The organism is Rathayibacter sp. Leaf185 (assembly GCF_001423885.1).
Classification (GTDB): domain Bacteria; phylum Actinomycetota; class Actinomycetes; order Actinomycetales; family Microbacteriaceae; genus Rathayibacter.
The window spans coordinates 727,609-749,677 of record NZ_LMPP01000002.1 but is presented as its reverse complement, the minus strand read 5'-3'; the positions used below and the strand labels follow the sequence as shown (position 1 = coordinate 749,677).

Below are 22,069 nucleotides of genomic sequence, written 5' to 3'. Positions count from 1 at the left end.
GCGGGAAGGCCTCTCAGTCTACGGCGGCCCTCGTTAGGCCGACGGCTCGACGACGACCCCCGCGTCCGCGAGCTCGCGGAGGGCCGCCGCGCTCGCCTCCGACGAGACGCCCGCGACCAGGTCGTCGAGCACGTGCACCTCGAGCCCCGCTCTCCGGGCGTCGAGCGCGGAGGCGCGCACGCAGTAGTCGGTCGCGAGACCCACCACGTCGAGTCGCGTCACCCCTAGCCTCGCGAGCAGTTCGGGCACCGCCTCGCCGTCGGTGGTCGTCCCCTCGAACGCCGAGTACGACGGCCGGCCCTGGCCCTTGCGGATGTGGACGTCGATCGCGTCCATCTCGAGGCTCGGGTGGTACTCGGCGCCGGGCGTGCCCGCGACGCAGTGCACCGGCCAGGTGTCGACGAAGTCCGGGGCCTCGGCGAAGTGCCCGCCGTTGTCGGAGTCGCCGCCGTCGTGCCAGTCGCGGGACGCGAGCACGGTGTCGTAGCGGTCGCCGTGCGCGAGGAGGTGCGCGCTCACGCCGGACGCCACGCGAGACCCGCCCGCGACGGCGAGCGCCCCCTCCTCTGTGAAGTCGTTCTGCACGTCGACGATCAGCAGTGCCGTGGTCATCGGGGTCCTCTCGGGTCGGGGTCGGAGATCAAGCGGTCAGGAGTCGGAGAGCGATTCGCCGCAGCGGTAGAAGCCCGTGACCAGGGTGTCGATCGCGGTCTTCGCCGAGTCCTGGACGTCGCCGAGCGCGTAGACGGCGAAGGTCAGCGCCGTGCCGTCCTGAGCGTTCACGACTCCGGCGAGGGTGTACCCGGTGTCGATCCAGCCGGTCTTGGCGAGCACGGCGCCGTCGGCGACGGCGTTGTCCCCGGCGAAGCGATCGGCGTACGAGAGCGAGCCGGTCCTCCCCGACACCGGCAGTCCGTCGAGGAGGATGCCGAGCTGCCCCTCACGGGCCTGGATCTTGCGCAGCAGCGAGGTGAAGTAGGCGGGCGCCACCGCGTTGTCGTCGCTGAGCCCCGATCCGTCGACGATCGTGATGCCTGCGGTGTCCACGCCGTAGCCGGCGAGTCCCTGCAGCACACCGGCCTGCTCCGCCGCGAAGTCGCTGCCCGACCCGGTGCGGATCGCGACGAGCCGCGCGAGCATCTCGGCGATCGCGTTGTCCGAGACGAGGAGCATCTGCTGCACGAGATCGCGCACCGGTGCCGACTCGACGGTGCCGAGGACCGTCGCACCCGCGGGCGCTGTCCCGGTCGTGAGGACAGGATCACCCGAGAGCTCGGAGACGAACGCCGTCCCGGCGCGCCCGACGGGGTCGGTGCCGCGCGTCGAGGTCGACGCGGTCGGATCGGTGCGGTCACCGTCGACCTGGAGCGCCGTGATCTCGGGCATGTAGCCGTCGGTCTGCTCCTTGCGGTTCCAGCTCGGCTGCCAGGTGTCGCCCGAGTAGAGGGAGGCGTCGAGGACGACGGAGGTGATCGAGGTGCCCGCCGTCGACGGGTCCGCGTCCCAGGCGGTCTCGACCTGCTCGGCGAGGTCGTCGAGGTGGGCGGCGCCGGTGTAGAACGACTCCTGGCCGCTGGGGAGGCGGCTCAGCGTCAGGTCGCCCCCGCCGACCAGCACGATGCTCCCCGGTTCGGCACCGCGGACGACGGTCGTGGCGATCCGGGTGTCGGGCCCGAGCACCGCGAGCGCCGCGGCCGCGGTCAGGATCTTGAGGGCGGAGGCGGTGCGCGACGCGGTCGTCCCCCCGCGATCGAACAGCACCTCGCCCGTCGCGGCGTCGACGACGCGGGCCTGCATCGAGCCGAGCCTCGGGTCGGCGGCCGCCTCGACGACGGAGCACGTCCGCAGCGCCTGGGCCGTCGCGCCCCCGGACGGGCGCACGGTCGGGGCGGTCGTCGGTGTGCTCGACGGCGTCGTCGACGCAGTCGGAGCGCGCGAGGCGGTCGCCGAGGCGCCGCGGCCGAGGGCCGTGCCCGCACCGAACGCGCCCGCACCCAGGAGGGCGAGAGCGAGCACTGCCGCAGCCACGAGGAGCCAGGGCCTGCGTCGGGGAGGCGTGTCAGTCATCCCCAACAGGGTAACCGCGAGCCGTCGGCCGACCCTGGGGTCCCAGCCCGACCAGTGGAGAAGCCGCAGGGACCGGTGCTGTGGAGGAACCAGCACTGTGGAGGAACCAGCACTGTGGAGCAACCATCACTGCGGAGGAACCAGCACTGCGGAGGACCCGCACGAGGAGCACCGGCTACACGTCCGGCTACACCACGGAGGAGAACACGGAGCCGCCTGTGGGAATCGAACCCACGACCTTCTCATTACGAGTGAGACGCTCTGCCGACTGAGCTAAGGCGGCGTGCACACGGGGCTCTCGCCCCGGACACGATTACACAGCATAGCCTGCTCGCGGGCGCTCGCGTGCACGGGAGGCTCGGACGCCGCGGGTCAGGAGAGGGCGCCGCGCAGCTCGTCGAAGGAGCGGGCGGCGAGCCCCGGCAGCGCGTCGCGACCGTCGTGATCGACCCAACCCGCCCAGGCGTGCCGCATGGCGGCGAGGCCGAGGAGCGTCAGCATCCGGGACCGGCTCAGCACCCGCTCGGGGTCGGTCTCGTCGCGGCGGAGCCGCTCACCGACCAGCCCCTCCACGGCGACCTCGAACTCGCGCATCCCGGCGATCTTGAGGCCGACCAGGTGCGGGTTGTCGCGGAACAGCGCGCGACGCAGCACGTGCAGCTCGCGGTCCTCCTCGAGCGGCTCCTCCATCGCGGCGACGAACACCGGCTGCAGGTCGTCGAGCACGGATCCCGTGCCGGCGAGGAACGCCGAGGCCGTCTCGTCGGTGATCACCGGGAGTCCGCCGACCAGCGCATCCTCCTTCGAGGCGAAGTAGTTGAAGAACGTGCGCGTCGAGACGTCGGCGAGACGCGACACGTCCTCGATGGTGACCCTGTCCGGTCCCCGCTCGGAGGCGAGGCGGAGCACGGCGATCTCGATGGACCTGCGGGTGGCGATCCGCTTGCGCTCCCGAAGCCCCGGTTGCTCCCGCGCGCCCGCCTCGATCGTGGTCTGCGCCGCGCGGCGGCCCTGTCCGCTCAGCATCTCGGATCCTCCTCGGGGACGACGCCCTCGAGCAGGTACGCGTCGACCGCGTCGTTCACGCACGAGTTCGACTTGTTGTAGGCGGTGTGGCCCTCGCCCGTGTAGGTGACGAGGTGGCCGTCGGCGAGCTCGCCGGCCAGCGCCTGCGCCCAGACGTAGGGGGTCGCCGGGTCGTTGGTCGTGCCGACCACCAGGATCGGAGCGGCGCCGTCGGCCGTGATCGGCTCGCGCGATCCCTCGAACGCCGCCGGCCACTCGCTGCAGAGGATGTCGCCGTAGGCCATGTACCGCCCGATGGTCGGTGCCGCCTCCTCGAGCACGGCCTCGTCGGCGCGCATCGCGGCGGTGTCGCCGTTGTACGCGTAGTCGACGCAGTTGATCGCGAGGAACGCCTCGGTCGAGTTGTCGGTGTACTCCCCGTCGGCGCCGCGCCCGTTGTAGGCGTCGGCGTACTGGAATGCGATCTCGGCCCCGCCGCGCCGCACGTCGGTCAGCATCTCGCTGAGCGCGCTCCAGCCCGCGGCGTCGTACAGCGGGTACACGATCGCCGTCAGCAGGGTGCTCGAGCCGAGCTGACGGCCGTCGGTGGCGCGGATCGGCGAGGCATCGACCGTGTCGAGCATGTCGCGCACCTCGGCCATGCCGTCGTCGACCGACCCGGTGAACGGGCAGCCCTCTGCGTCGAGGCAGTCGGTGAGGTAGGCCCGCAGCGCGCTCTCGAAGCCCTTCGCCTGCTCTCGCACCAGATCGAGGGAGGAGGCGGCGGGATCGATCGCGCCGTCGAGCACGAGACGCCCGACGCGATCGGGGAAGAGACCGGCGTAGGTGGCGCCGAGGAAGGTGCCGTAGGAGTAGCCGAGGTAGTTCAGCGACACGTCGCCGAGTGCGGCCCGCAGCACGTCGAGGTCGCGCGCGGCGTTCGGCGTGCCGACCTCGCCGAGCAGGGCGCCGGTGCGCTCCTGGCAGGCGGCGGCGAACGCGGCCGATCCGGTCCGCTGGGCGGCGATCCACTCGTCGCTGCCGCGCTCGCCCGGCACGATGTCGTAGAGGTAGGAGTCGAGCCCGGCGTCGTCGAGGCACGACACGGCGCTCGAGGCGCCGACCCCGCGCGGGTCGAAGCCGACGACGTCGTACTCGGCGGCCAGGTCGGCGTCGACCGCGTAGTCGGCGCTGTCGCGGATGAAGTCGACGCCGGAGCCGCCCGGGCCGCCCGGGTTGACCAGGAGCGACCCGATCGCGGTTCCACTGGTCGCCGGCCGGCGGATCAGGGCGATCGATGCGGTCTCGCCCGACGGGTCGCTCCAGTCGAGGGGGACGGCGGCGTCGGTGCACTGCGCGCCGTCGCCGCAGTCGTCCCAGATCAGGACCTGCCCGTAGTAGGGCTCGAGATCGGCGGCGACCGCCTGCGGGGCGGGAGTGGAGGTGCGCTCGGCGGACGCGCCACCGGGAGCGAAGCACGCGGTCAGCAGGGACACAGCGGCGAGGACGACGACCACGGCGGAGGCGCGCCGGACGCGCCTCATGCGGCCACCGGCCGGCGGGCGGCGACCACGAGCATCGCCTCGAGAGCGAGCACGGGCGAGACGTTCGCGTCGATCCGCTGGCGGGCCTCCTGGACGGCGTCGAGCACGGCGAGCGTGCGCTCGGGAGTCGTGGCGTCGGCGAGCGCGATCATCTCGGCACGGACCTCCTCGTTGATGACTCCGCCCGGGGCGCCGAGCTGGAGGCGGACGACGTCGCGGTAGAGCGACATCAGGTCGACGAGGATGCGGTCGAGGCCGTCGCGCAGGCTGCGGGTCGCCCGGCGCTTCTGATCCTCCTCGAGAGCGCGCAGCTGCGACCGGAGCTGCGCGGGGACGGTCCCGCCCGGCTCGACCCCGAGTGAGCGGAGCGCCTGCTGCCGCTCGACCTCGTCGCGCTCGAGCGTGATCGCCTTCGCGTCCTCGGTGGCGACCTCGATCAGCCGGGCCGCGCCGAGGACCGCGTCCGAGACTCCGCGCAGGCGCAGCGCGATCCGGAGGGACTCGTCGCGCCGCTCCTGCGCGTGGGCGTTCGTCGCGAGGCGGTGCGCCATGCCGATGTGGCTCTGGGCCTGGCGGGCGGCGCGCTCAGCGGTCTCGGCGTCGACTCCGTCGCGGCGCTCGAGCAGACCCGCGACGTCGTCGACGCTCGGCACCCGGAGGCGCACCGAGCGCACCCGCGAGCGGATCGTCGGCAGCAGGTCGGCCTCGCTCGGCGCGCAGAGGATCCAGACGGTGCGCTCCGGGGGCTCCTCCAGCGCCTTCAACAGGACGTTGGAGGTGCGCTCGGCCATCCGGTCGGCGTCCTCGATCACCATGACGCGGTAGCGCGACACCGAGGGCGAGTACTGCGAGCTCGCGACCAGGCGGCGGACCTCGTCGATCGAGATGATGACGCGCTCGGTGGTCAGGACCGAGAGGTCGGGGTGCGAGCGCGCCGCGACCTGCTTGCAGTCGGGGCACTCGCCGCAGCCGCCGCGGCGGCAGAGCAGCGCGGAGGCGAAGGCGTACGCGAGGTTGGAGCGCCCGGACCCCGGAGGGCCGGTGATGAGCCACGAGTGCGTCATCGCGGACGACTCGTGCCCCTGCTCGTCGCGCGGGGTCGATGCGTCCTGCAGGGCGCCGATGGCGTGCTCCTGCCCCACGAGCTGGCTCCAGACGGTCACAGGTCCAGGCTAGCCGCGAGCACTGACAGCGGGCCGGTCGCCGAGCAGTCCCGCGACGCGGTCGCGGATCGCCTCGGCGATGCGCTCGATCGCCAGGCTCGCGTCGACGACCAGGAAGCGCGCGGGGTCGGCCTCGGCGATCGCGAGGAAGGCCCGGCGCACGCGCTCGTGGAATTCCTGCTTCTCGGCCTCGAGCCGGTCGAAGCGGGTGCGTGCGGCGTCGAGCCGAGTGCGGGCCGCCGCGGGGTCCAGGTCGAGCAGCACCGTGAGGTCGGGGCGCAGGTCGTGGGTCGCCCACTCCGAGAGCGTCCGGACCTCGCCGGCGTCGAGCACACGCCCGGCGCCCTGATAAGCGACGGAGGAGTCGATGTAGCGATCCTGGATCACCACCTCGCCGCGCTCGAGCGCCGGGCGAACCAGGGTGCCGATGTGCTGCGCGCGATCGGCGGCGTAGAGGAGCGCCTCCGCGCGCGGGTCGATCTCGCCGCGATGATGGAGGACGATCTCGCGGATCTGGACGCCGACCTCGGTGCCGCCCGGCTCGCGAGTGCGCACGACGGTGCGACCCCGCGTGCCCAGCCACTCCTCGAGCAGCCGGGCCTGCGTGGTCTTGCCCGCTCCGTCCCCGCCCTCGAGGGTGACGAACAGCCCGGTCACGACTCCGTCGCGCCCGTCGTCGCCGCGGGCTTCTTCGCGGCCGGCTTCCTGGCCGCCGTGGTCCGCGCGGTGGTGGTCGTGGCGGCGGTCGCCTTCGCAGCCGTCGTCTTCGCAGCCGCGGTCGTGGCAGTCGGCTTCTTGGCGGCGGTCGTCTTGGCCGCCGTCGTCTTGGCCGCCGTCGTCTTGGCCGCCGTCGTCTTCGCCGCAGGCTTCTTCGCCGGCGCCCGCTTCGCAGGAGCCTTCTTCGCCGGTCCCTTCGCGCGCTTGTCGGCGAGCATCTGCACCGCCTGCTCGAAGTCGATCTCCTCGATCGTCTGCGTCTTGGGGATCGTGACGTTCGTCTCGCCGTCGGTCACGTAGGCGCCGAAGCGGCCGTCGCGGATCCGGATCGGCTTGCCGCTGACCGGGTCGGCGTCGAACTCCTTGAGCGCGCTCGACGCCTTGCGCGCGCCGTACTTGGGCTCGGCGAACACGGCGAGAGCTGCGGGGAGGTCGACCTCGAAGATCTGGTCCTCGCTCGTGAGCGAGCGGCTGTCGGTCCCCTTCTTGAGGTAGGGACCGTAGCGGCCGTTCTGGGCCGTGATCGGCTCGCCCGACTCGGGGTCCACACCGACCGTGCGGGGCAGGTCGAGCAGACGCAGGGCCGTGGCCAGGTCGATCGAGGCGACGTCCATCGACTTGAACAGCGACGAGGTGCGCGGCTTGACGACCGCCGGCTTCTTCGCGCCGCGCTTGGCAGTGGGAGCCTTGTCGGGCTCGACGACCTCGCCGGTCGCGGGATCGGCGACCGTGTCGGGCTCCGGATCGGTCTCGGTCACGTACGGACCGAAGCGGCCGTCCTTGACCACGACGATCTTGCCCGTGTCGGGGTTGCTGCCGAGCACGCGGTCGGTCTGGACAGGCGCGTCGATGAGCTCCTGCGCCTTGGCCGGCGTGAGCTCGTCGGGCGCGAGCTCGAGCGGGAGGTTGACCCGGCGGGGAGTCTCCTGCCCCTCCTCCTCGGCTACCTCGAGGTACGGGCCGTACTTGCCGATCCGCAGCGTGATGTCGTCGGTGATCCGGATCGAGTTGATGCTCTTCGCGTCGATCTCGCCGAGGTTGTCGACGACGTGACGGAGCCCGGGCTGGTTGCCGCCGCCGAAGTAGAAGCGGTTGAGCCAGGCGACCCGGTCCTCCTCGCCGCCGGCGATCTTGTCGAGGTCGCCCTCCATCTCGGCCGTGAAGTCGTACTCGACGAGGTCCGAGAAGAAGTCCTCGAGCAGACGGACCACTGAGAAGGCGATCCAGTTGGGCACGAGGGCGGTGCCGCGCGGAGTGACGTAGCCGCGGTCGACGATGGTCGAGATGATCGAGGCGTAGGTCGAGGGGCGACCGATACCGAGCTCTTCGAGCGACTTGACGAGGCTCGCCTCCGTGTAGCGCGGGGGCGGCGAGGTCTCGTGGCCCTTGGCCTCGACGTCGGTGACGACCAGGCTCTGGCCGACCGCGAGGACGGGCAGCTTCGCGTCCTTGTCGTCGCGGGAGCCGTGGCGCTCCTCGTCGCGGCCCTCCTCGTAGGCGAGCAGGAAGCCGCGGAAGGTGATGACGGTTCCGGAGGCGGTGAACTCGGCGAGCCGGGAGGTGTCGCCGGCCGGGTGCGCTTCGAGGGTCACCGTCGCAGTCGAGCCCTTGGCGTCGGCCATCTGCGAGGCGACGGTGCGCTTCCAGATGAGCTCGTACAGGCGGAGGTCGTTGCCGCGGAGGGTCCCCGACAGCTGATCGGGGGTACGGAAGGTCTCACCGGCGGGGCGGATCGCCTCGTGCGCCTCCTGGGCGCTCTTGTTCTTGCCCGAGTACATCCGCGGCTTGTCGGGCACGGTCTCGGCGCCGTAGAGGGCGGTCGCCTGAGAGCGGGCAGCGTTGAGGGCCTGCTGCGAGAGGTTGGGCGAGTCGGTCCTCATGTAGGTGATGAAGCCGTTCTCGTAGAGCGACTGCGCGACGCTCATCGTCTGCCGTGCCGAGAAGCGGAGCTTGCGCGCCGCCTCCTGCTGGAGCGTCGAGGTGGTGAAGGGCGCTGCGGGACGGCGCGAGTACGGCTTCGACTCGAGGTTCGAGACCGTCACCGTGGTGGCGGAGTCGCGCAGCGCGTCGGCGAGCGAGGCGGCGGACGTCTCGTCGAGGACCGTGACATCGCCCTTGAGCTGTCCGCGGTCGTCGAAGTCGCGGCCGCTTCCGATCCGCTTCCCGTCGAGTCGTGCCAGGCGCGCATCGAACGCCGACGCCGCATCGGACTCCGGGGCGAGCACCGTCGCGAGGTCCCAGTAGCTCGCCGACACGAAGGCGAGACGCTCGCGCTCACGGTCGACGACCAGGCGGGTCGCTGCCGACTGCACGCGACCGGCCGAGAGGCCGGGGCCGACCTTGCGCCAGAGCACCGGCGAGATCTCGTAGCCGTAGAGGCGGTCGAGGATCCGGCGGGTCTCCTGGGCGTCGACCAGCGACGTGTCGATGTCGCGGGTGTTCTCGCGAGCCTTCTGGATCGCGTCCTTCGTGATCTCGTGGAAGACCATCCGGTGAACGGGGACCTTGGGCTTGAGCTCGTCGAGCAGGTGCCACGCGATGGCCTCGCCCTCGCGGTCCTCATCAGTCGCGAGGTAGAGCTCGTCGGCGTTCTTGAGCGCCCGCTTCAGCTCGGCCACCGTCTTCTTCTTCTGGTCGGAGACCACGTAGTAGGGCTCGAAGCCGTTGTCGACGTCGACCGAGAACTTGCCCAGCGGGCCCTTCTTCAGCTCCGGGGGCAGGTTCTTGGGCTCGATGAGGTCGCGGATGTGGCCGACGGAGGCGAGAACCTCGTACCCGTCGCCCAGGTACTGGGCGATGGTCTTGGCCTTCGCCGGCGACTCGACGATCACCAGCTTCTTCGTGCCGGACACAGTTCTCCTCGATTGATGCTGTCGGTCGGACTGACAGGTGAGTCCGACGGGTCCCCTGCTTCGGGGAGGCGGTGCGCGGCGACCGCAGAGAGGAACGGTACGCCGTCCACGCTCCGATCGGGATCTTCGTCCGATCGGTGCACTGGCGGCTGGCGGTTCGCTGTCGGCTTCGGGCGCCCGACAGCCACACCATACACACTGACTCCGGGCGTCACTCCCCGTCGAGAGCTGCCCGGAGCCTGGGAGCGGGCCCCTCGCCGCGTGAACGCCGGCCGCGTGATCTGCGTGGGGGCGGTGACGACGAGCGAGGATCGGCGCATGATGAGGTGCATGGCAACGACGCACACGACCTCGTCCCCCACCACCTCCGTCTATACGGCGAAGCTCGTCGACGGACCGCTCGAGGGGAAGACCCTCCGGCGCTCCTACGACGGCGCGACGACTCCCGCCGCCCGACTCGAGATCCCGGGCCCGCGAGCCGGTTCCCACTACATCTACCTCTTCTCCGGTGCTCTCGAGCACGATGAGGGCGCGGGTACCCTCCCGACCGCCGCCGCCTACCGGTACCAGCGCCTCAGCTCCGACTGACCCTTCCACTCGTGGCCCGGTCCACGGCCCGACGAGCCGTCGGCCCGGCCGGGCTCGGACTCCGCCGGGTCACGGCGGCGGTCCCGCCCGCGACCGTGCCGGCATCGTCAGCGGCCCGACGGCGACCACCACCTCGACGCTCGCCCTCCCCTCGGCCACCGAGCACTCGGCGAGCTCGGCGCCGCCCGCCGTTGCGACCCGGGACGCCTGCGTGCACGGCTCGCCGGGGACGAGGCCCGAGGCGGTGTCGGCTGCGGCGAGCGCCGCCGCGTCCGCTGCCGACACCGCCCGCTGATGCGCGAGCACGGCCCCGCACCCGCTCAGCACCGCAGCGGTGACGAGCACTGTCGCTGCGACCACCGAGATCGCGGTCACCGCCGCAGACCCCTCCTCTCCGGAGCGGGCGCGGAGCTCGTCCGCTCCGGAGCCGGTGCGGGTCACTCCCCGCCTCCCAGTGCGCACGAGCGGACCGAGACCGGGACCGCGACGGCCGGCAGCGGGTGCAGGCTCGCCTCCACGCGCACGCAGACCAGGCCGTCGTCCTCCACGGTCCCCACGGTGGCGCCACCGTCGACCCGATGCACGGGGCGGGCCGCGTCGTCTCCCCGCGAGGCCGCTCTCGCCCCGTCCGCCGTGGCGTCGACGAGCCGCACGTACTGCGCCGACGCCGCGACCGAGCCCAGGCACAGCGCGAGCACGACGACCACGGCGGGCAGGACGACCGCGAACTCCGCCGTGGCCGAGCCCTCCGCCTCGGCCAGCCGACGGAGGACTCCGCGGGCGGCCCTCATCCGCCCGAGGTGAGCGCCCGCGTCACCAGGTCGGTCAGGATCCCGCGCACCTCGTCGCCCTTGAGGATCACCACCAGCAGCCCGGCGAACCCGACCGCGGCCATCGTCGCGATCGCGTACTCCGCCGTGGCGGACCCCTCCTCGTCGACGAGACCCGCGAGTAGCCCCGACGCTCCACCGCCCCGCGGAGGCATCGCTCCGACCCGCCACCGCTCCGAACCGATCACTCCTTCTCTCCCCGCCGGGTCATTCCGGTTCCACCGTCCTGCGCCGTCCATCCGAGTCCACTCCGTCTCCGCCCCATTCACTTCGCCCCGTCCCACGAGGATCGCCGAGTCGGGCGGAGCCCAGAGAGGCGAAGCCCGGAACAGTGCACGACCTCGCGAGACGGCCCCTGTGGAGGACACTCGCACGACGCTCACCTCGCGACGGCGAAGGTCGACAGCAGCACCGAGATCACGAGCGGCGCCACCCCGAGCAGCAGGAACGCGGGCAGCACGCACACCCCGAGCGGGAGCATCAGGGTGACCCCGAGCCGCGCCGCGCGCTCCCGCGCCCGCCCCGCCGCCCGCACCCGCGTCAGCGCGGCCTCGCTGCGCAGGAGGCGTCCGGCGGGCACTCCCGCGGCCGACGAGAGCGCGAGCACCGGATCGGCCGCCTCCAGCGCGCGAGGATCGGCGCCCAGGCCGCACTCGCCGAGCGCAGCGACGACCCGGCTCCGTGCGCGATCGATCGACCCGCCGCCCGCGAGCCCGACCGCGAGCAGATCGAGGGCCAGCCCGGGGGCCGGGTCGCCGGGGTCGGCTCCCCGCACCAGTCGTCTGGTCCACAGCTGAGCGGCGAGCATCAGCACACCGCCGCCGCCCAGGCATGCGAGGCCCGGCGCCGTGCCGACCAGCACCCCCGCGACGTCGAAGCCGAGGACGGTGCCGAAGCCCAGCGCCACGAGCGGCAGCGCGCTCACCACCCGCCCGGTCGTGGCCGGCCCGGCCAGAGCCACGTCGATGTCGCGTCGTGCCCGCCCCAGCTCGCGCAACGACTCCGCCAGCTCGCCGAGTGTCGAGGCGATCGGCGCCCCGGAGTCGGCGGCGACACGCCACGAGGCGGCGAGCGCCGCCCATCCCGCCTCCTCTCCCCTGTCTCGCCGTCGACGCCGCTCGCGTCGCCCTCTCGACGCCGGTGCCCCGCGGAGGATCGCCGCCGTCACGTCCTCGCCGCTCGCGGCCTCCAGCGCGACGGCACGCAGGAGGCGACGTCTGGCCGCAGCACCCGGAGCGCTCGAAGCGGCCGACGACGCGAGGTGCTCGAACGCCGACGCGGGGGCCACCCCCGAGGCGAGCAGCACGGCGAGTCGCTGGACGACGGCGGCGACCTCGTCGAGTCCGTCCTGCCGACTCACGCCGCCGACCTCGGCCGCGGCGGCAGCGCGCCCTCCTCGATCCGGAGGCGGCCCGCCGGATCGAGGGCGAAACCGCCCCACGACGCCAGCCGGCGTCGGCCGCCGACACGCTCGAGGTGCAGCACCAGATCGATCGCGCTCACTGTCTGACGGGCGATCGCCTCCTGCCCCATCCCGGCGAGCGCACCGAGCGCCTCGAGCCGCGCGGGGACATCGGCGAGAGAGTTCGCGTGGAGCGTGCCTGCGCCGCCGTCGTGCCCGGTGTTGAGCGCGGAGAGGAGCTCGCGCAGCTCGACCCCGCGGCACTCTCCGAGCACGAGGCGGTCGGGACGCATCCGCAGCGCCTCGCGGACCAAGCGGTCCAGACCCACCCCGCCCGCGCCCTCCAGATTCGGCTGCCTCGACTCGAGCGCGACGAAGTGCGGATGCGCGGGGCGCAGCTCACCCACGTCCTCGATCGCGATGATGCGCTCCTGCGGCGGCGCGAAGCCGAGCAGAGCGCCGAGGAGCGTGGTCTTGCCGGATCCCCCGGCGCCCGAGATCAGGAGGTTCCAGCGCGCATCGACCGCGCGGCGCAGGAGCAGTCGACCCTGCTCGTCGAGCATCCCGGCGGCGTGCAGCTCGTCGAGGCTCCAGGCGTCGGCGCGGGGGACGCGGACGGAGATCAGCGTCCCGCCGGTCGCGACGGGCGGCAGCACGACGTGCACCCGGACCCCGTGGCGGAGCCGGACGTCGACGCACGGACTCGCCTCGTCGACGTGGCGCCCACCCGCCGAGACGAGGGCGACGGCCAGTCGACGCGCTCCTCCGGCATCCAGTGTCCAGCTCGGATCGCGGATCGCGCCCCTCCCCCGGTCGACCCAGAGGCCGGATCCGCCGTTCACGAACAGGTCGGTGACCGACGGATCGGCGGCGAACGGGGCCAGGAGGCCGAGCGCGGCTGCTCCCGGCCGGATCGGGACGGCCGGATCGGCGAGCCCCGGAGACGGATCGTCCCGGCGGTAGGCGGCGGGGACGCGAGGCACGAAGTCAGCGGTCATGCCGGGAACGGTAGGCGCGCGCACGACGGCTCCGAGGTCGTGCCGCTCGATCAGTGGAGAGCGCGGAGAAGCAGCGTCTGTGGAGGACTCACCCCAGCACGCGGACGGACAGTGGCGACGACGTCGCGAGCACCGGTGCTCCAGCGAGGACTTCGCAGAAAGAGAAGGGGGCGGCACCCATTGGGGGGAACAGGTGCCGCCTCGGCGGCGCGGGATTGGGGGGAATCACTTGCGCCGCTGAGACCGAACTTTCATTCGGCCGTATGAAAGAGTACGTGAACCCGCGCGAATCACCAAGCCCGATCGGCGTTCTCTGCGAACTCTTATCCGAACCAGGAGTCCCTGCCAGGTTCGGAGGCCGCGCACCCGGCGTCGGAGCCGGACGCTACGGTGGTCGAGGTCGACCGAGCCGGTCGGCGCACGGTGCACTCGCGAAGGAGCGAAACGCAGATGTCCACTCCCCTCGATGACATCAGAGCCCTCGACGAGGCGGGAGATCCCGGTACGCCGGGCATCGACAACCTCCTCCACGAGACGCGCCGCTTCCCGCCGCCCGCCGAGTTCGGCGCCGGGGCCGCCGCCGCCCGAGCGCTCACGGCCCGCGCCGCGGAGGACCGCCTCGAGTTCTGGGCCGAGCAGAGCCGCGAGCTGCTGCACTGGCACCGCCCCTTCACCCGCACCCTCGACTGGAGCGAGCCGCCGTTCGCGAAGTGGTTCGACGACGGCGAGCTGAACGTCGCCTACAACTGCCTCGACCGCCACGTCCTCGCCGGGCACGGCGACCGCGTCGCGATCCACTGGGAGGGCGAGCCCGGCGACAGCCGCTCTCTCACCTATGCGGAGCTGACCGCCGAGGTCAAACGCGCTGCCAACCTCCTTGCGAGCCTCGGCATCGTGGCGGGCGACCGGGTGGCCGTCTACCTCCCGATGATCCCCGAGGCGGTCATCGCGATGCTCGCGGTCGCCCGCCTCGGCGCGATCCACTCGGTCGTCTTCGGCGGCTTCAGCGCCGAGAGCCTGCGCGCCCGCATCGACGACGCGGAGGCGAAGCTCGTGATCACGGCCGACGGCGGCTGGCGCAAGGGCTCGGTCTTCCCGCTCAAGCCCGCGGTCGACGCCGCTCTCGCACTCGAGGGCGGTGGTTCGAGCGTCGAGCACGTCCTCGTCGTCCGCCGCGGCGGCAACTCCGTCGAGTGGAGCGAGGGTCGCGACCTCTGGTGGCACGAGGAGATCACGGCCGTCGACGCCGATCACGTCGCCCGTCCCTTCCCGGCGGAGCAGCCCCTCTTCATCCTCTACACGAGCGGTACGACGGGGAAGCCGAAGGGGATCCTCCACACCACTGGCGGCTACCTCACCCAGGTCGCGTACACGCACCGCACGGTCTTCGACCTCCGGCCCGAGAGCGACGTGTACTGGTCGACCGCCGACGTCGGCTGGATCACCGGGCACAGCTACGTCGTCTACGGCCCGCTCAGCAACGGTGCCACCCAGGTCATGTACGAGGGCACTCCCGACACCCCGCACACGGGCCGCTGGTGGGAGATCATCGAGAAGTACGGCGTCAGCATCCTCTACGCCGCCCCCACCGCGATCCGCTCCTTCATGAAGCTCGGCCGGCAGATCCCGCAGCGCTTCGACCTCTCGAGCCTCCGACTGCTCGGCTCGGTGGGCGAGCCCATCAATCCGGAGGCGTGGATCTGGTACCGGGACGTCATCGGCGGCGGGCGCACCCCGATCGTCGACACCTGGTGGCAGACCGAGACCGGCGCGATCATGGTCTCCCCCCTCCCCGGAGTCACGACCCTCAAGCCAGGATCCGCTCAGGTCCCCGTCCCCGGGGTCTCGATCGACGTGGTGGACGAGCAGGGCGTCCCGGTCGGCGCCGATTCGGGCGGACTTCTCGTGATCACCGAGCCCTGGCCGTCGATGCTGCGAGGCATCTGGGGCGACCCGGAGCGCTACGTCGAGACCTACTGGTCGAAGTTCCCCGGCCGGTACTTCGCCGGCGACGGGGCTCGACGGGACCGCGACGGCGACCTCTGGCTGCTGGGCCGTGTCGACGACGTGATGAACATCTCGGGCCACCGCCTCTCGACGGCCGAGATCGAGTCGGCGCTCGTGTCGCATCCCGTCGTCGCGGAGGCGGCGGTCGTCGGCGCCGCGGACGAGACGACCGGCCAGGCGGTGGTCGCGTTCGTGATCGCGAAGGCGAGTCAGGCCGAGGCCCTCGCCGACGGCCACGACGAGCTCGAGGCCACCCTGAAGGCGCACGTGGCCGAGCACATCGGCGCGATCGCCCGCCCCAAGCGCATCTTCATCGTGCAGGAGCTGCCGAAGACCCGCTCGGGCAAGATCATGCGCCGGCTGCTCCGCGACGTCGCAGAGGGCCGCGCGGTCGGCGACACCACGACACTCGCCGACACGCAGGTGATGTCGGTGATCTCCTCCGCCGTCGCCGCCGACTGAGGGGGGCGCTGCAGCCCCCTCGCACGGTGAGGAGCGAGGGGGCGGGAGGACTACTCGAAGGCGACGATCAGCTCGACCTCGACCGGAGCATCGAGCGGGAGCTCGGCGACGCCGACGGCCGAGCGCGCGTGGCGGCCCGCCTCGCCGAAGATCTCACCGAGCACCTCCGACGCACCGTTGATCACGCCGGGCTGTCCGTTGAAGCCCGGGGCGGAGGCGACGAAGCCCGTCAGCTTCACGATCTGCGTCACGCGGTCGAGCGAGCCGAGCACGTCGGCGACCGCGGCGAGCGCGTTCAGCGCGCACACGCGAGCCAGATCCTTGGCGACCTCGGGTGAGACGAGGCCGTCGCCGACCTTGCCCGCTGCGGGGAGAGCACCGTCGACGAACGGGATCTGCCCCGCCGTGAAGACGAGCGCTCCGTTCACGACCGCGGGGACGTAGGCGCCCGCCGGAGTGGCGACGGCGGGGAGCTCGATGCCGAGCTCGGCGAGACGCTCGGCGATCACGCGCCGGCCTCGGCGACGGGGCGCTTCAGGTAGGCGACGAGCCCGCCCTCGGGGCCGGTCACGACCTGCACGAGCTCCCAGCCCTCCGATCCCCAGGTGTTCAGGATCGCCGTGGTGTTGTGGATCATCAGCGGCGTGGTGACGTACTCCCAGCGGGGGACGGACATGGTTCTCCTCAGGGCAGGCTGCAGGGACAGGTGTTCACGGCCGGATGTTCAGAGCCGGGCGCGCAGTGCGCGGTCCGCGCGGCGGACGGGCCGCAGCGGCTCGTCCCGAGCGCGGCGACTACGCTGATTCTATGTCGGGGGCGCGCGGTACCAGGGTCGTCAAGTCGGTCGGAGGCGCGATCGGCGGACTCATCGGGATCGTCGCCATGAGCGTCGTCGCGGGGGTGCTCGTCGCGGCGTCGATCACTCCGGCGATCGCCCTCGGGGGCATGGCCGCGAACAACTCCGTCGAGATGTTCGACAACCTCCCCGAGTACCTCGAGATCGGCACTCTCGCTGAGAAGAGCAACGTCTACGCGAAGGATGCGAGCGGCGCCGACGTGCTCCTCGCCTCCTTCTACGCGCAGAACCGCGTCGAGGTGGGCTGGGACGACATCTCGCCGTTCGTGAAGGACGCTGTCGTCGCCTCCGAGGACCCGCGCTTCTACGAGCACGGCGGCATCGACCTGCTGGGCACGGTGCGAGCGGCGGCCACGACGGCACTCCGCGGGGACGTGCAGGGCGGATCCTCGATCACGCAGCAGTACGTGAAGAACGTGCTCGTGCAGAAGGCCGAGGCGCTGTCGGATCCGATCGAGCGCGACGCCGCCTACCGCGAGGCGACCGAGACGACTCCGGAGCGCAAGGTCGCCGAGATGCGCCTCGCCATCGGGCTCGAGAAGGAGTACCCGAAGAACGACATCCTGCTCGGCTACCTCAACATCGCGCTGTTCGGAGGCACGGTCTACGGCATCGAGGCGGCCGCGAAGTACTACTTCGGCATCAGTGCCCGCGATCTCTCGCTCGCCCAGTCGGCCGCGCTCATCGCCATCGTGAACAACCCCGAGAAGTTCCGCTTCGACCGGCCCGCCGACGAGGCGAACCCCGCCGCGGGGGGCTACCCGGTGACGCTCGACCGGCGCAACTACATCCTCGGCCGCATGGGCCTGGAGTCGAAGGCCACGCCAGAGCAGATCGCCGAGGCCGCGGCCACCCCCGTTCAGCCGGTCATCACCGAGCCGAGCACCGGCTGCCAGACCGCGGGCATCTCGGCGTTCTTCTGCGACTACGTCACCTGGGTGATCAAGAACGACGACGCGTTCGGCGCGAGCCAGGACGAGCGGGACGCCACCTTCAAGCGCGGTGGCTACCAGATCTACACGACGCTCGACAGCGAGCTGCAGACCGCCGCTGTCTCGGCGACCGACGCGTGGGTCCCGAAGTCGATGGCGAACGTCAACATCGGCAGCGCGAGCGTGTCGGTCGAGGTCGGCACCGGCCGCATCCTCGCGATGACGCAGAACAAGGACTACTCGAACGATCCCGATGTCACCGGCGCGAACTACACGAGCGTCAACTACAGCACCGACTTCGGCTACGGCGGATCCTCCGGATTCCAGGTCGGGTCGACCTACAAGGTGTTCACCCTCGCCGAGTGGCTCCAGGAGGGCCGTTCGCTCGGCGAGAGCGTCGACGGCACCCGTCGCGCCTACACGACCTTCCGCGACAGCTGCGAACCCGACGGCGTCTACTACGGCGAGTCCTGGAACCCCGGCAACGACGAGGGCGGCAACGGAGGCGTCACCACGGCGCTGCAGGCGACGACCGGCTCGATCAACACCTCCTTCGCGGCGATGGCGCAGCAGCTCGACCTCTGCGGCATCCGCAACACCGCCCTGGCCATGGGCGTGCATCGCGCGGACGGCAACGAGCTGCAGAAGTACGCACCGACGATCCTCGGCACGAATGAGATCGCACCCCTGACCATGGCGACGGCGTTCGCGGGCTTCGCCAACAAGGGCACCGTCTGCACGCCGATCGCGATCGATCGCATCGTCGACCGGAGCGGCGCGGACATCGCCCCTCCGGCCTCGGAGTGCAGCCAGGGCATGTCGGAGCAGGTCGCCGCGACCGCAGGCTTCGCCCTCCAGCAGGTGATGACGGGCGGAACAGGCGCGCCGTCGAACCCGAGGACCGGTATCCCGCACATCGGCAAGACGGGAACCACGGACAACGCTCTGCACACCTGGATGGTCGGCGCGAGCACCGAGGTGGCGACGGCGACCTGGGTCGGGAACGTCACCGGGTTCACGTCGATGCGCGGATTCCGCCTGAACGGGGTGAACGCCGGTCAGGTGCGTCACCAGATCTGGCCGCGGATCATGCGGGTCGCCGATGCGAAGTACGGCGGCAGCGCCTTCCCCGCTCCCGAGCGCTCACTCGTCGAGGCGCCACAGGAGGCGGTGCCGGAGGTCACCGGTCAGAGCCCGGCCGCGGCGACAGCCCGTCTGAAGGACCTCGGCTTCACGGTGACGATCGATCCGAACCGGATCCCCTCCGATCGTCCCGCCGGCTCGGTGGCGCAGACGAACCCGCCCGCTGGCTCGCGGGTCTCTCGGGGCTCCGCGATCACCCTGCAGATCAGCGCCGGCCCGTCCACACCGCCCCCCGGAGGCTGAGCCACCCGGTCCGCGCGGGGCCGTCCGTTCGGGGCCGTCCGTTCGGGGCCGTCCGTTCGGGGCCGTCCGGCAGAATGAAGGCCCGACCCCGTCGAGAGAAGGACACATGAGCCGACGCCCCCTCACCACCGCACTAGCGACAGTCGCCGCTGTCGGCAGTGCCGCCGCCGTCTGGGGCATCGGGATCGAGCGGACGCTCTTCACGGTCCGCCGGGTCTCGGCACCCGTCCTGCCAGTGGGCGCTCCCCCGCTGCGGATCCTGCACCTGTCCGATCTGCACATGGCTCCGTGGCAGTCGAAGAAGCAGGAGTGGATCCGCTCGCTCGTCGCCCTCGCTCCTGACCTCATCGTGGACACCGGCGACAACCTCGGGCACCGCGACGGGATCCTCGGGATCCGGCGGGCCCTGGAGCCGTTCGCCGGCATCCCCGGTGTCTTCGTGAACGGATCGAACGACTACTTCGGCCCGAGGGTCAAGAACCCCCTGCGCTACTTCCGCGGCCCGTCGCTCAATCCGAAGCCGAACCAGGCCGACCTCGACACCGACGCACTGACGGGGTACTTCACCGACTCGCTCGGCTGGACCGACCTCAACAACCGCGCCGAGAACCTCACGATCCGGGGCACCAGAGTCGAGTTCTTCGGTGTCGACGATCCGCACATCGGCCTGGACAGGATCGATGTCGTCGCAGGTGCCGTCGATGAGCTGCGGGCCGCGGAGGACGAGTCCGCCGAGATCAGCATCGGCGTCGCCCATGCCCCGTACCAGCGCATCCTCGACGACTTCGTGACCCGAGGGGCGGATCTCATCCTCGCCGGGCACACTCACGGCGGTCAGCTCTGCGTGCCCGGGTTCGGCGCCCTCGTGACCAACTGCGACATCCCCCGTGACAAGGTCGCGGGCTTCACCACCTGGCACCACGGGCGGCGGAGCGCGCGCCTCAACGTCTCCGCCGGGCTCGGCACCTCCATCTACGCGCCGATGCGCTTCGCCTGCCGGCCCGAGGCGACCCTCCTGACTCTCGAGCCGGTGAGCTGACCGGTCATGGGCGCGTGTGCGGCGGCTCCGAAGAAATCGGCTATCATTGTCGAGGCTCGTGAGCGGTACTGCCGCTCGAGTCCACCGGGGTGTGGCGCAGCTTGGTAGCGCGCCTCGTTCGGGACGAGGAGGTCGTGGGTTCGAATCCCGCTACCCCGACCGGTGAGGAACCCGGCTGGATCATCGATCCGGCCGGGTTCCGTCGTTAACGGCGGCCGGACGCGGCGCCGACAGTACGCGCCGATTCCGCTCGAGGCCCAGGGGCCGCACGGGTCCACGCGTCAGACTGGGTGTCGAGTCGTCGCCGACAGCCCTGCCCTCCTCGTCGCCCCCGCGACGCCCGCCGAGAGGAGCCGCCGTGCCCCGGTCGCTCACCCGCCTCATCGTGACCGTCGGCGCGCTCTACCTCGGCGCCCTGGCCTCGATCGCCTTCTGGCCCACCCCTGTCGACGCGCCCTTCGGCGGTCTGATCGCGCGCGCCCTCGGCTGGCTCGAGCGTCGGGGTCTGGGTTGGATCGACTACGGAGTGATCGAGTCCGGCGCGAACGTCCTGCTCTTCGTGCCGTTCGGCCTGCTCGGCGCTCTGCTGCTCCGTGCCCGCTGGACCGGCCTGGTGATCCTGCTCGGCGCGGCCGTGAGCACGGTGATCGAGACGGGGCAGCTGGTCCTGCTCTCGGATCGCTTCGCGAGCCTCCACGACGTGCTGACGAACACCATCGGGGCTGGAGTCGGAGCCGTCGTCGGAGTGCTCCTGCGCTGGTGGCTGACGGCACGAGAACGCCGGAGGGCGGCGGAGTCGGATCTCGCTTTCGCGCACATCCCGCTCCGCAGCACCTCCGGCGTCGTCGGCGATCGCTGACCGCCGTCGGCGGTCGGTCGGAGTCAGCGGCCGAGGCCGCGGTACTCCCAGCCGGCGGCCCGCCAGGCGGCCGGGTCGAGGCAGTTGCGCCCGTCGACGATGAAGCGCTGGGCGACCGCCGCGCCGACGGCGACCGGGTCGATCGCCCTGAACTGCTTCCACTCCGTCACGACGACGACGGCGTCCGCGCCGGCGAGGGCCTCGTCGACATCGGTCGTGTACGAGATGTCGGGGTACTTGCGCTGCGCGTTCGCAATCGCCTCGGGGTCGGTCGCGACGACGGTCGCACCGAGGTCGTGCAGGCGGGCGGCGACGTCGAGCGACGGCGAGTCGCGGATGTCGTCCGATTCGGGCTTGAACGCCAGCCCGAGGACGGCGATCTTCTTGCCGGACACGTCTCCACCGAGTCCCTCGCTGACGAGGTCGACGACGCGCTGGCGACGGCGGAGGTTGATGGCGTCGACCTCCTTGAGGAAGGCGACGGACTCCCCCACGCCCAGCTCGTCGGCGCGCGCGGCGAACGCGCGGATGTCCTTCGGGAGGCAGCCGCCTCCGAAGCCGATGCCGGCGTTGAGGAATCGACGGCCGATGCGCGCGTCGTAGCCGATGGCGTCGGCGAGCTGCGTCACGTCGGCTCCGGTCACCTCGGCGATCTCGGCGATCGCGTTGATGAACGAGATCTTGGTCGCGAGGAAGGCGTTGGCGGACACCTTGACGAGCTCGGCCGTGGCGTAGTCGGTGACGACGAGCGGCGTGTCCGCGGCGAGGGCGGTCGCGTAGACCTCGTCCAGAGTGGCCTTGGCGGCCTGGCCCGCTTCTCCGGCAGGCACGCCGTACACGAGGCGGTCCGGGCTGATGGTGTCCAGGACGGCGAAGCCCTCGCGGAGGAACTCCGGGTTCCAGGCCAGCGTCGCGCCGGTCGCGACGACCTTCTCCGCGAGGCGCGACGCGGTGCCGACCGGCACGGTCGACTTGCCGACCACGAGGGAGTCGGCGGTGAGGAACGGCAGCAGACCGTCGATCGCCGCGTCGACGTAGGTCATGTCGGCCGCGTTCTCGCCCTTCTTCTGCGGGGTCCCCACGGCGACGAAGTGCACCGAGGCGTCCGCGGCGTCGGCCGTGTTCGTCGAGAAGCGCAGGCGCCCGGAGGCGACGCCGGACGACAGCAGCTCGGGCAGGCCGGGCTCGAAGAAGGGAGCGGTGCCGGCGGCCAGTGCGTCGATCTTCGCCTGGTCGACGTCGATGCCGATGACGTCGTGACCGAGCTCGGCCATCGCGGCCGCGTGGACGGCTCCGAGGTAGCCGCAGCCAATGACAGAAAGCTTCACAGTGCTTCTCCAAGCTTCAAGGGGATTCTCCGAA

Annotated in this window: 20 protein-coding genes and 2 tRNA genes; 6 read left to right on the top strand and 16 right to left on the bottom strand. The window is 71.7% G+C overall.

The genetic code is table 11. The annotated features are described in order from the left end of the window. Window positions 1-33: 33 nt before the first annotated feature. The 8 genes from ASG06_RS10805 to topA form a co-directional block, all read right to left on the bottom strand. Entirely contained in the window at window positions 34-612 is a 579-nt protein-coding gene (locus ASG06_RS10805; protein WP_056041881.1) for an isochorismatase family protein, read from the bottom strand. Window positions 613-648: 36 nt separating this feature from the next. Continuing rightward, window positions 649-2,067, bottom strand: a complete 1,419-nt coding sequence (gene dacB, locus ASG06_RS10800) for a D-alanyl-D-alanine carboxypeptidase/D-alanyl-D-alanine endopeptidase (RefSeq protein ID WP_056041879.1) — start codon at window positions 2,065-2,067, stop codon at window positions 649-651. A 210-nt stretch (window positions 2,068-2,277) separates the two neighbouring features. Continuing rightward, window positions 2,278-2,350: transfer RNA gene (locus ASG06_RS10795), tRNA-Thr, on the bottom strand. 89 nt (window positions 2,351-2,439) lie between these two features. Continuing rightward, complete coding sequence (locus ASG06_RS10790) at window positions 2,440-3,093, bottom strand: TetR/AcrR family transcriptional regulator (RefSeq protein ID WP_056041876.1); 654 nt, start codon at window positions 3,091-3,093, stop codon at window positions 2,440-2,442. Next, window positions 3,087-4,616, bottom strand: coding sequence for an alpha/beta hydrolase (locus ASG06_RS10785; protein WP_056041874.1), 1,530 nt, complete (start codon window positions 4,614-4,616; stop codon window positions 3,087-3,089). The genes ASG06_RS10790 and ASG06_RS10785 overlap by 7 nt, the downstream gene beginning before the upstream one ends. Beyond that, on the bottom strand, window positions 4,613-5,779 hold the full coding sequence (locus tag ASG06_RS10780; RefSeq protein ID WP_056041871.1) for a DNA polymerase III subunit delta': 1,167 nt from the start codon (window positions 5,777-5,779) through the stop codon (window positions 4,613-4,615). Before ASG06_RS10780 ends, ASG06_RS10785 begins: the two co-directional genes overlap by 4 nt. Before the next feature lie 9 nt (window positions 5,780-5,788). Then, the gene (gene tmk, locus ASG06_RS10775) at window positions 5,789-6,436 is read right to left on the bottom strand and encodes a dTMP kinase (RefSeq protein WP_056041869.1); all 648 of its coding nucleotides are present in this window, start codon (window positions 6,434-6,436) and stop codon (window positions 5,789-5,791) included. After that, window positions 6,433-9,348: a type I DNA topoisomerase gene (gene topA / locus ASG06_RS10770; protein WP_056041867.1), complete on the bottom strand. Its 2,916-nt coding sequence runs from the start codon at window positions 9,346-9,348 to the stop codon at window positions 6,433-6,435. Before topA ends, tmk begins: the two co-directional genes overlap by 4 nt. Window positions 9,349-9,678: 330 nt before the next feature. Here topA and ASG06_RS10765 point away from each other — a divergent pair, with 330 nt between their 5' ends. Continuing rightward, the gene (locus ASG06_RS10765; protein ID WP_056041865.1) at window positions 9,679-9,936 is read left to right on the top strand and encodes a hypothetical protein; all 258 of its coding nucleotides are present in this window, start codon (window positions 9,679-9,681) and stop codon (window positions 9,934-9,936) included. A gap of 69 nt (window positions 9,937-10,005) precedes the next feature. Here ASG06_RS10765 and ASG06_RS10760 read toward each other — a convergent pair whose 3' ends face one another. The 5 genes from ASG06_RS10760 to ASG06_RS10740 all read right to left on the bottom strand — a co-directional run bounded on the left by ASG06_RS10760 (window position 10,006) and on the right by ASG06_RS10740 (window position 13,166). Further along, on the bottom strand, window positions 10,006-10,377 hold the full coding sequence (locus tag ASG06_RS10760) for an Rv3654c family TadE-like protein (RefSeq protein ID WP_056041864.1): 372 nt from the start codon (window positions 10,375-10,377) through the stop codon (window positions 10,006-10,008). Continuing rightward, a complete protein-coding gene (locus ASG06_RS10755) occupies window positions 10,374-10,727 on the bottom strand; it encodes a TadE family type IV pilus minor pilin (RefSeq protein ID WP_056041861.1) in 354 nt (117 codons plus the stop codon). The genes ASG06_RS10760 and ASG06_RS10755 overlap by 4 nt, the downstream gene beginning before the upstream one ends. Then, window positions 10,724-10,921 carry a DUF4244 domain-containing protein gene (locus ASG06_RS10750; protein WP_056042558.1) on the bottom strand — a complete coding sequence of 66 codons (198 nt, stop codon included), beginning with the start codon at window positions 10,919-10,921 and terminating at the stop codon, window positions 10,724-10,726. The genes ASG06_RS10755 and ASG06_RS10750 overlap by 4 nt, the downstream gene beginning before the upstream one ends. Before the next feature lie 224 nt (window positions 10,922-11,145). Next, the gene (locus tag ASG06_RS10745; RefSeq protein ID WP_056041860.1) at window positions 11,146-12,126 is read right to left on the bottom strand and encodes a type II secretion system F family protein; all 981 of its coding nucleotides are present in this window, start codon (window positions 12,124-12,126) and stop codon (window positions 11,146-11,148) included. After that, window positions 12,123-13,166 carry a TadA family conjugal transfer-associated ATPase gene (locus tag ASG06_RS10740; protein WP_082499135.1) on the bottom strand — a complete coding sequence of 348 codons (1,044 nt, stop codon included), beginning with the start codon at window positions 13,164-13,166 and terminating at the stop codon, window positions 12,123-12,125. The genes ASG06_RS10745 and ASG06_RS10740 overlap by 4 nt, the downstream gene beginning before the upstream one ends. Window positions 13,167-13,616: 450 nt before the next feature. Here ASG06_RS10740 and acs point away from each other — a divergent pair, with 450 nt between their 5' ends. After that, window positions 13,617-15,635 (top strand): acetate--CoA ligase, encoded by a 2,019-nt coding sequence (acs, locus tag ASG06_RS10735; protein WP_082499134.1) that lies wholly within the window; start codon window positions 13,617-13,619, stop codon window positions 15,633-15,635. Window positions 15,636-15,685: 50 nt separating this feature from the next. On the opposite strand, the gene ASG06_RS10730 is transcribed toward acs, so the two are convergent. Then, window positions 15,686-16,144, bottom strand: coding sequence for a RidA family protein (locus ASG06_RS10730; protein WP_056041857.1), 459 nt, complete (start codon window positions 16,142-16,144; stop codon window positions 15,686-15,688). After that, window positions 16,141-16,311: a hypothetical protein gene (locus ASG06_RS20260; protein WP_197409402.1), complete on the bottom strand. Its 171-nt coding sequence runs from the start codon at window positions 16,309-16,311 to the stop codon at window positions 16,141-16,143. Before ASG06_RS20260 ends, ASG06_RS10730 begins: the two co-directional genes overlap by 4 nt. 131 nt (window positions 16,312-16,442) lie before the next feature. On the opposite strand from ASG06_RS20260, the gene ASG06_RS10725 reads away from it, so the two are divergent. From ASG06_RS10725 to ASG06_RS10710, 4 genes are all read left to right on the top strand, one after another. Further along, window positions 16,443-18,809 carry a penicillin-binding protein gene (locus ASG06_RS10725; RefSeq protein WP_056041854.1) on the top strand — a complete coding sequence of 789 codons (2,367 nt, stop codon included), beginning with the start codon at window positions 16,443-16,445 and terminating at the stop codon, window positions 18,807-18,809. A 106-nt stretch (window positions 18,810-18,915) separates the two neighbouring features. Next, window positions 18,916-19,848, top strand: a complete 933-nt coding sequence (locus tag ASG06_RS10720) for a metallophosphoesterase (RefSeq protein WP_056041852.1) — start codon at window positions 18,916-18,918, stop codon at window positions 19,846-19,848. 85 nt (window positions 19,849-19,933) lie between these two features. Then, window positions 19,934-20,007, top strand: a tRNA-Pro gene (locus tag ASG06_RS10715). A gap of 199 nt (window positions 20,008-20,206) precedes the next feature. Further along, complete coding sequence (locus ASG06_RS10710) at window positions 20,207-20,707, top strand: VanZ family protein (RefSeq protein ID WP_056041850.1); 501 nt, start codon at window positions 20,207-20,209, stop codon at window positions 20,705-20,707. A gap of 23 nt (window positions 20,708-20,730) precedes the next feature. Here the strand turns inward: ASG06_RS10710 and ASG06_RS10705 are convergent, their stop codons facing one another. After that, on the bottom strand, window positions 20,731-22,035 hold the full coding sequence (locus ASG06_RS10705; protein WP_056041848.1) for a UDP-glucose dehydrogenase family protein: 1,305 nt from the start codon (window positions 22,033-22,035) through the stop codon (window positions 20,731-20,733). Window positions 22,036-22,069: the final 34 nt, after the last annotated feature.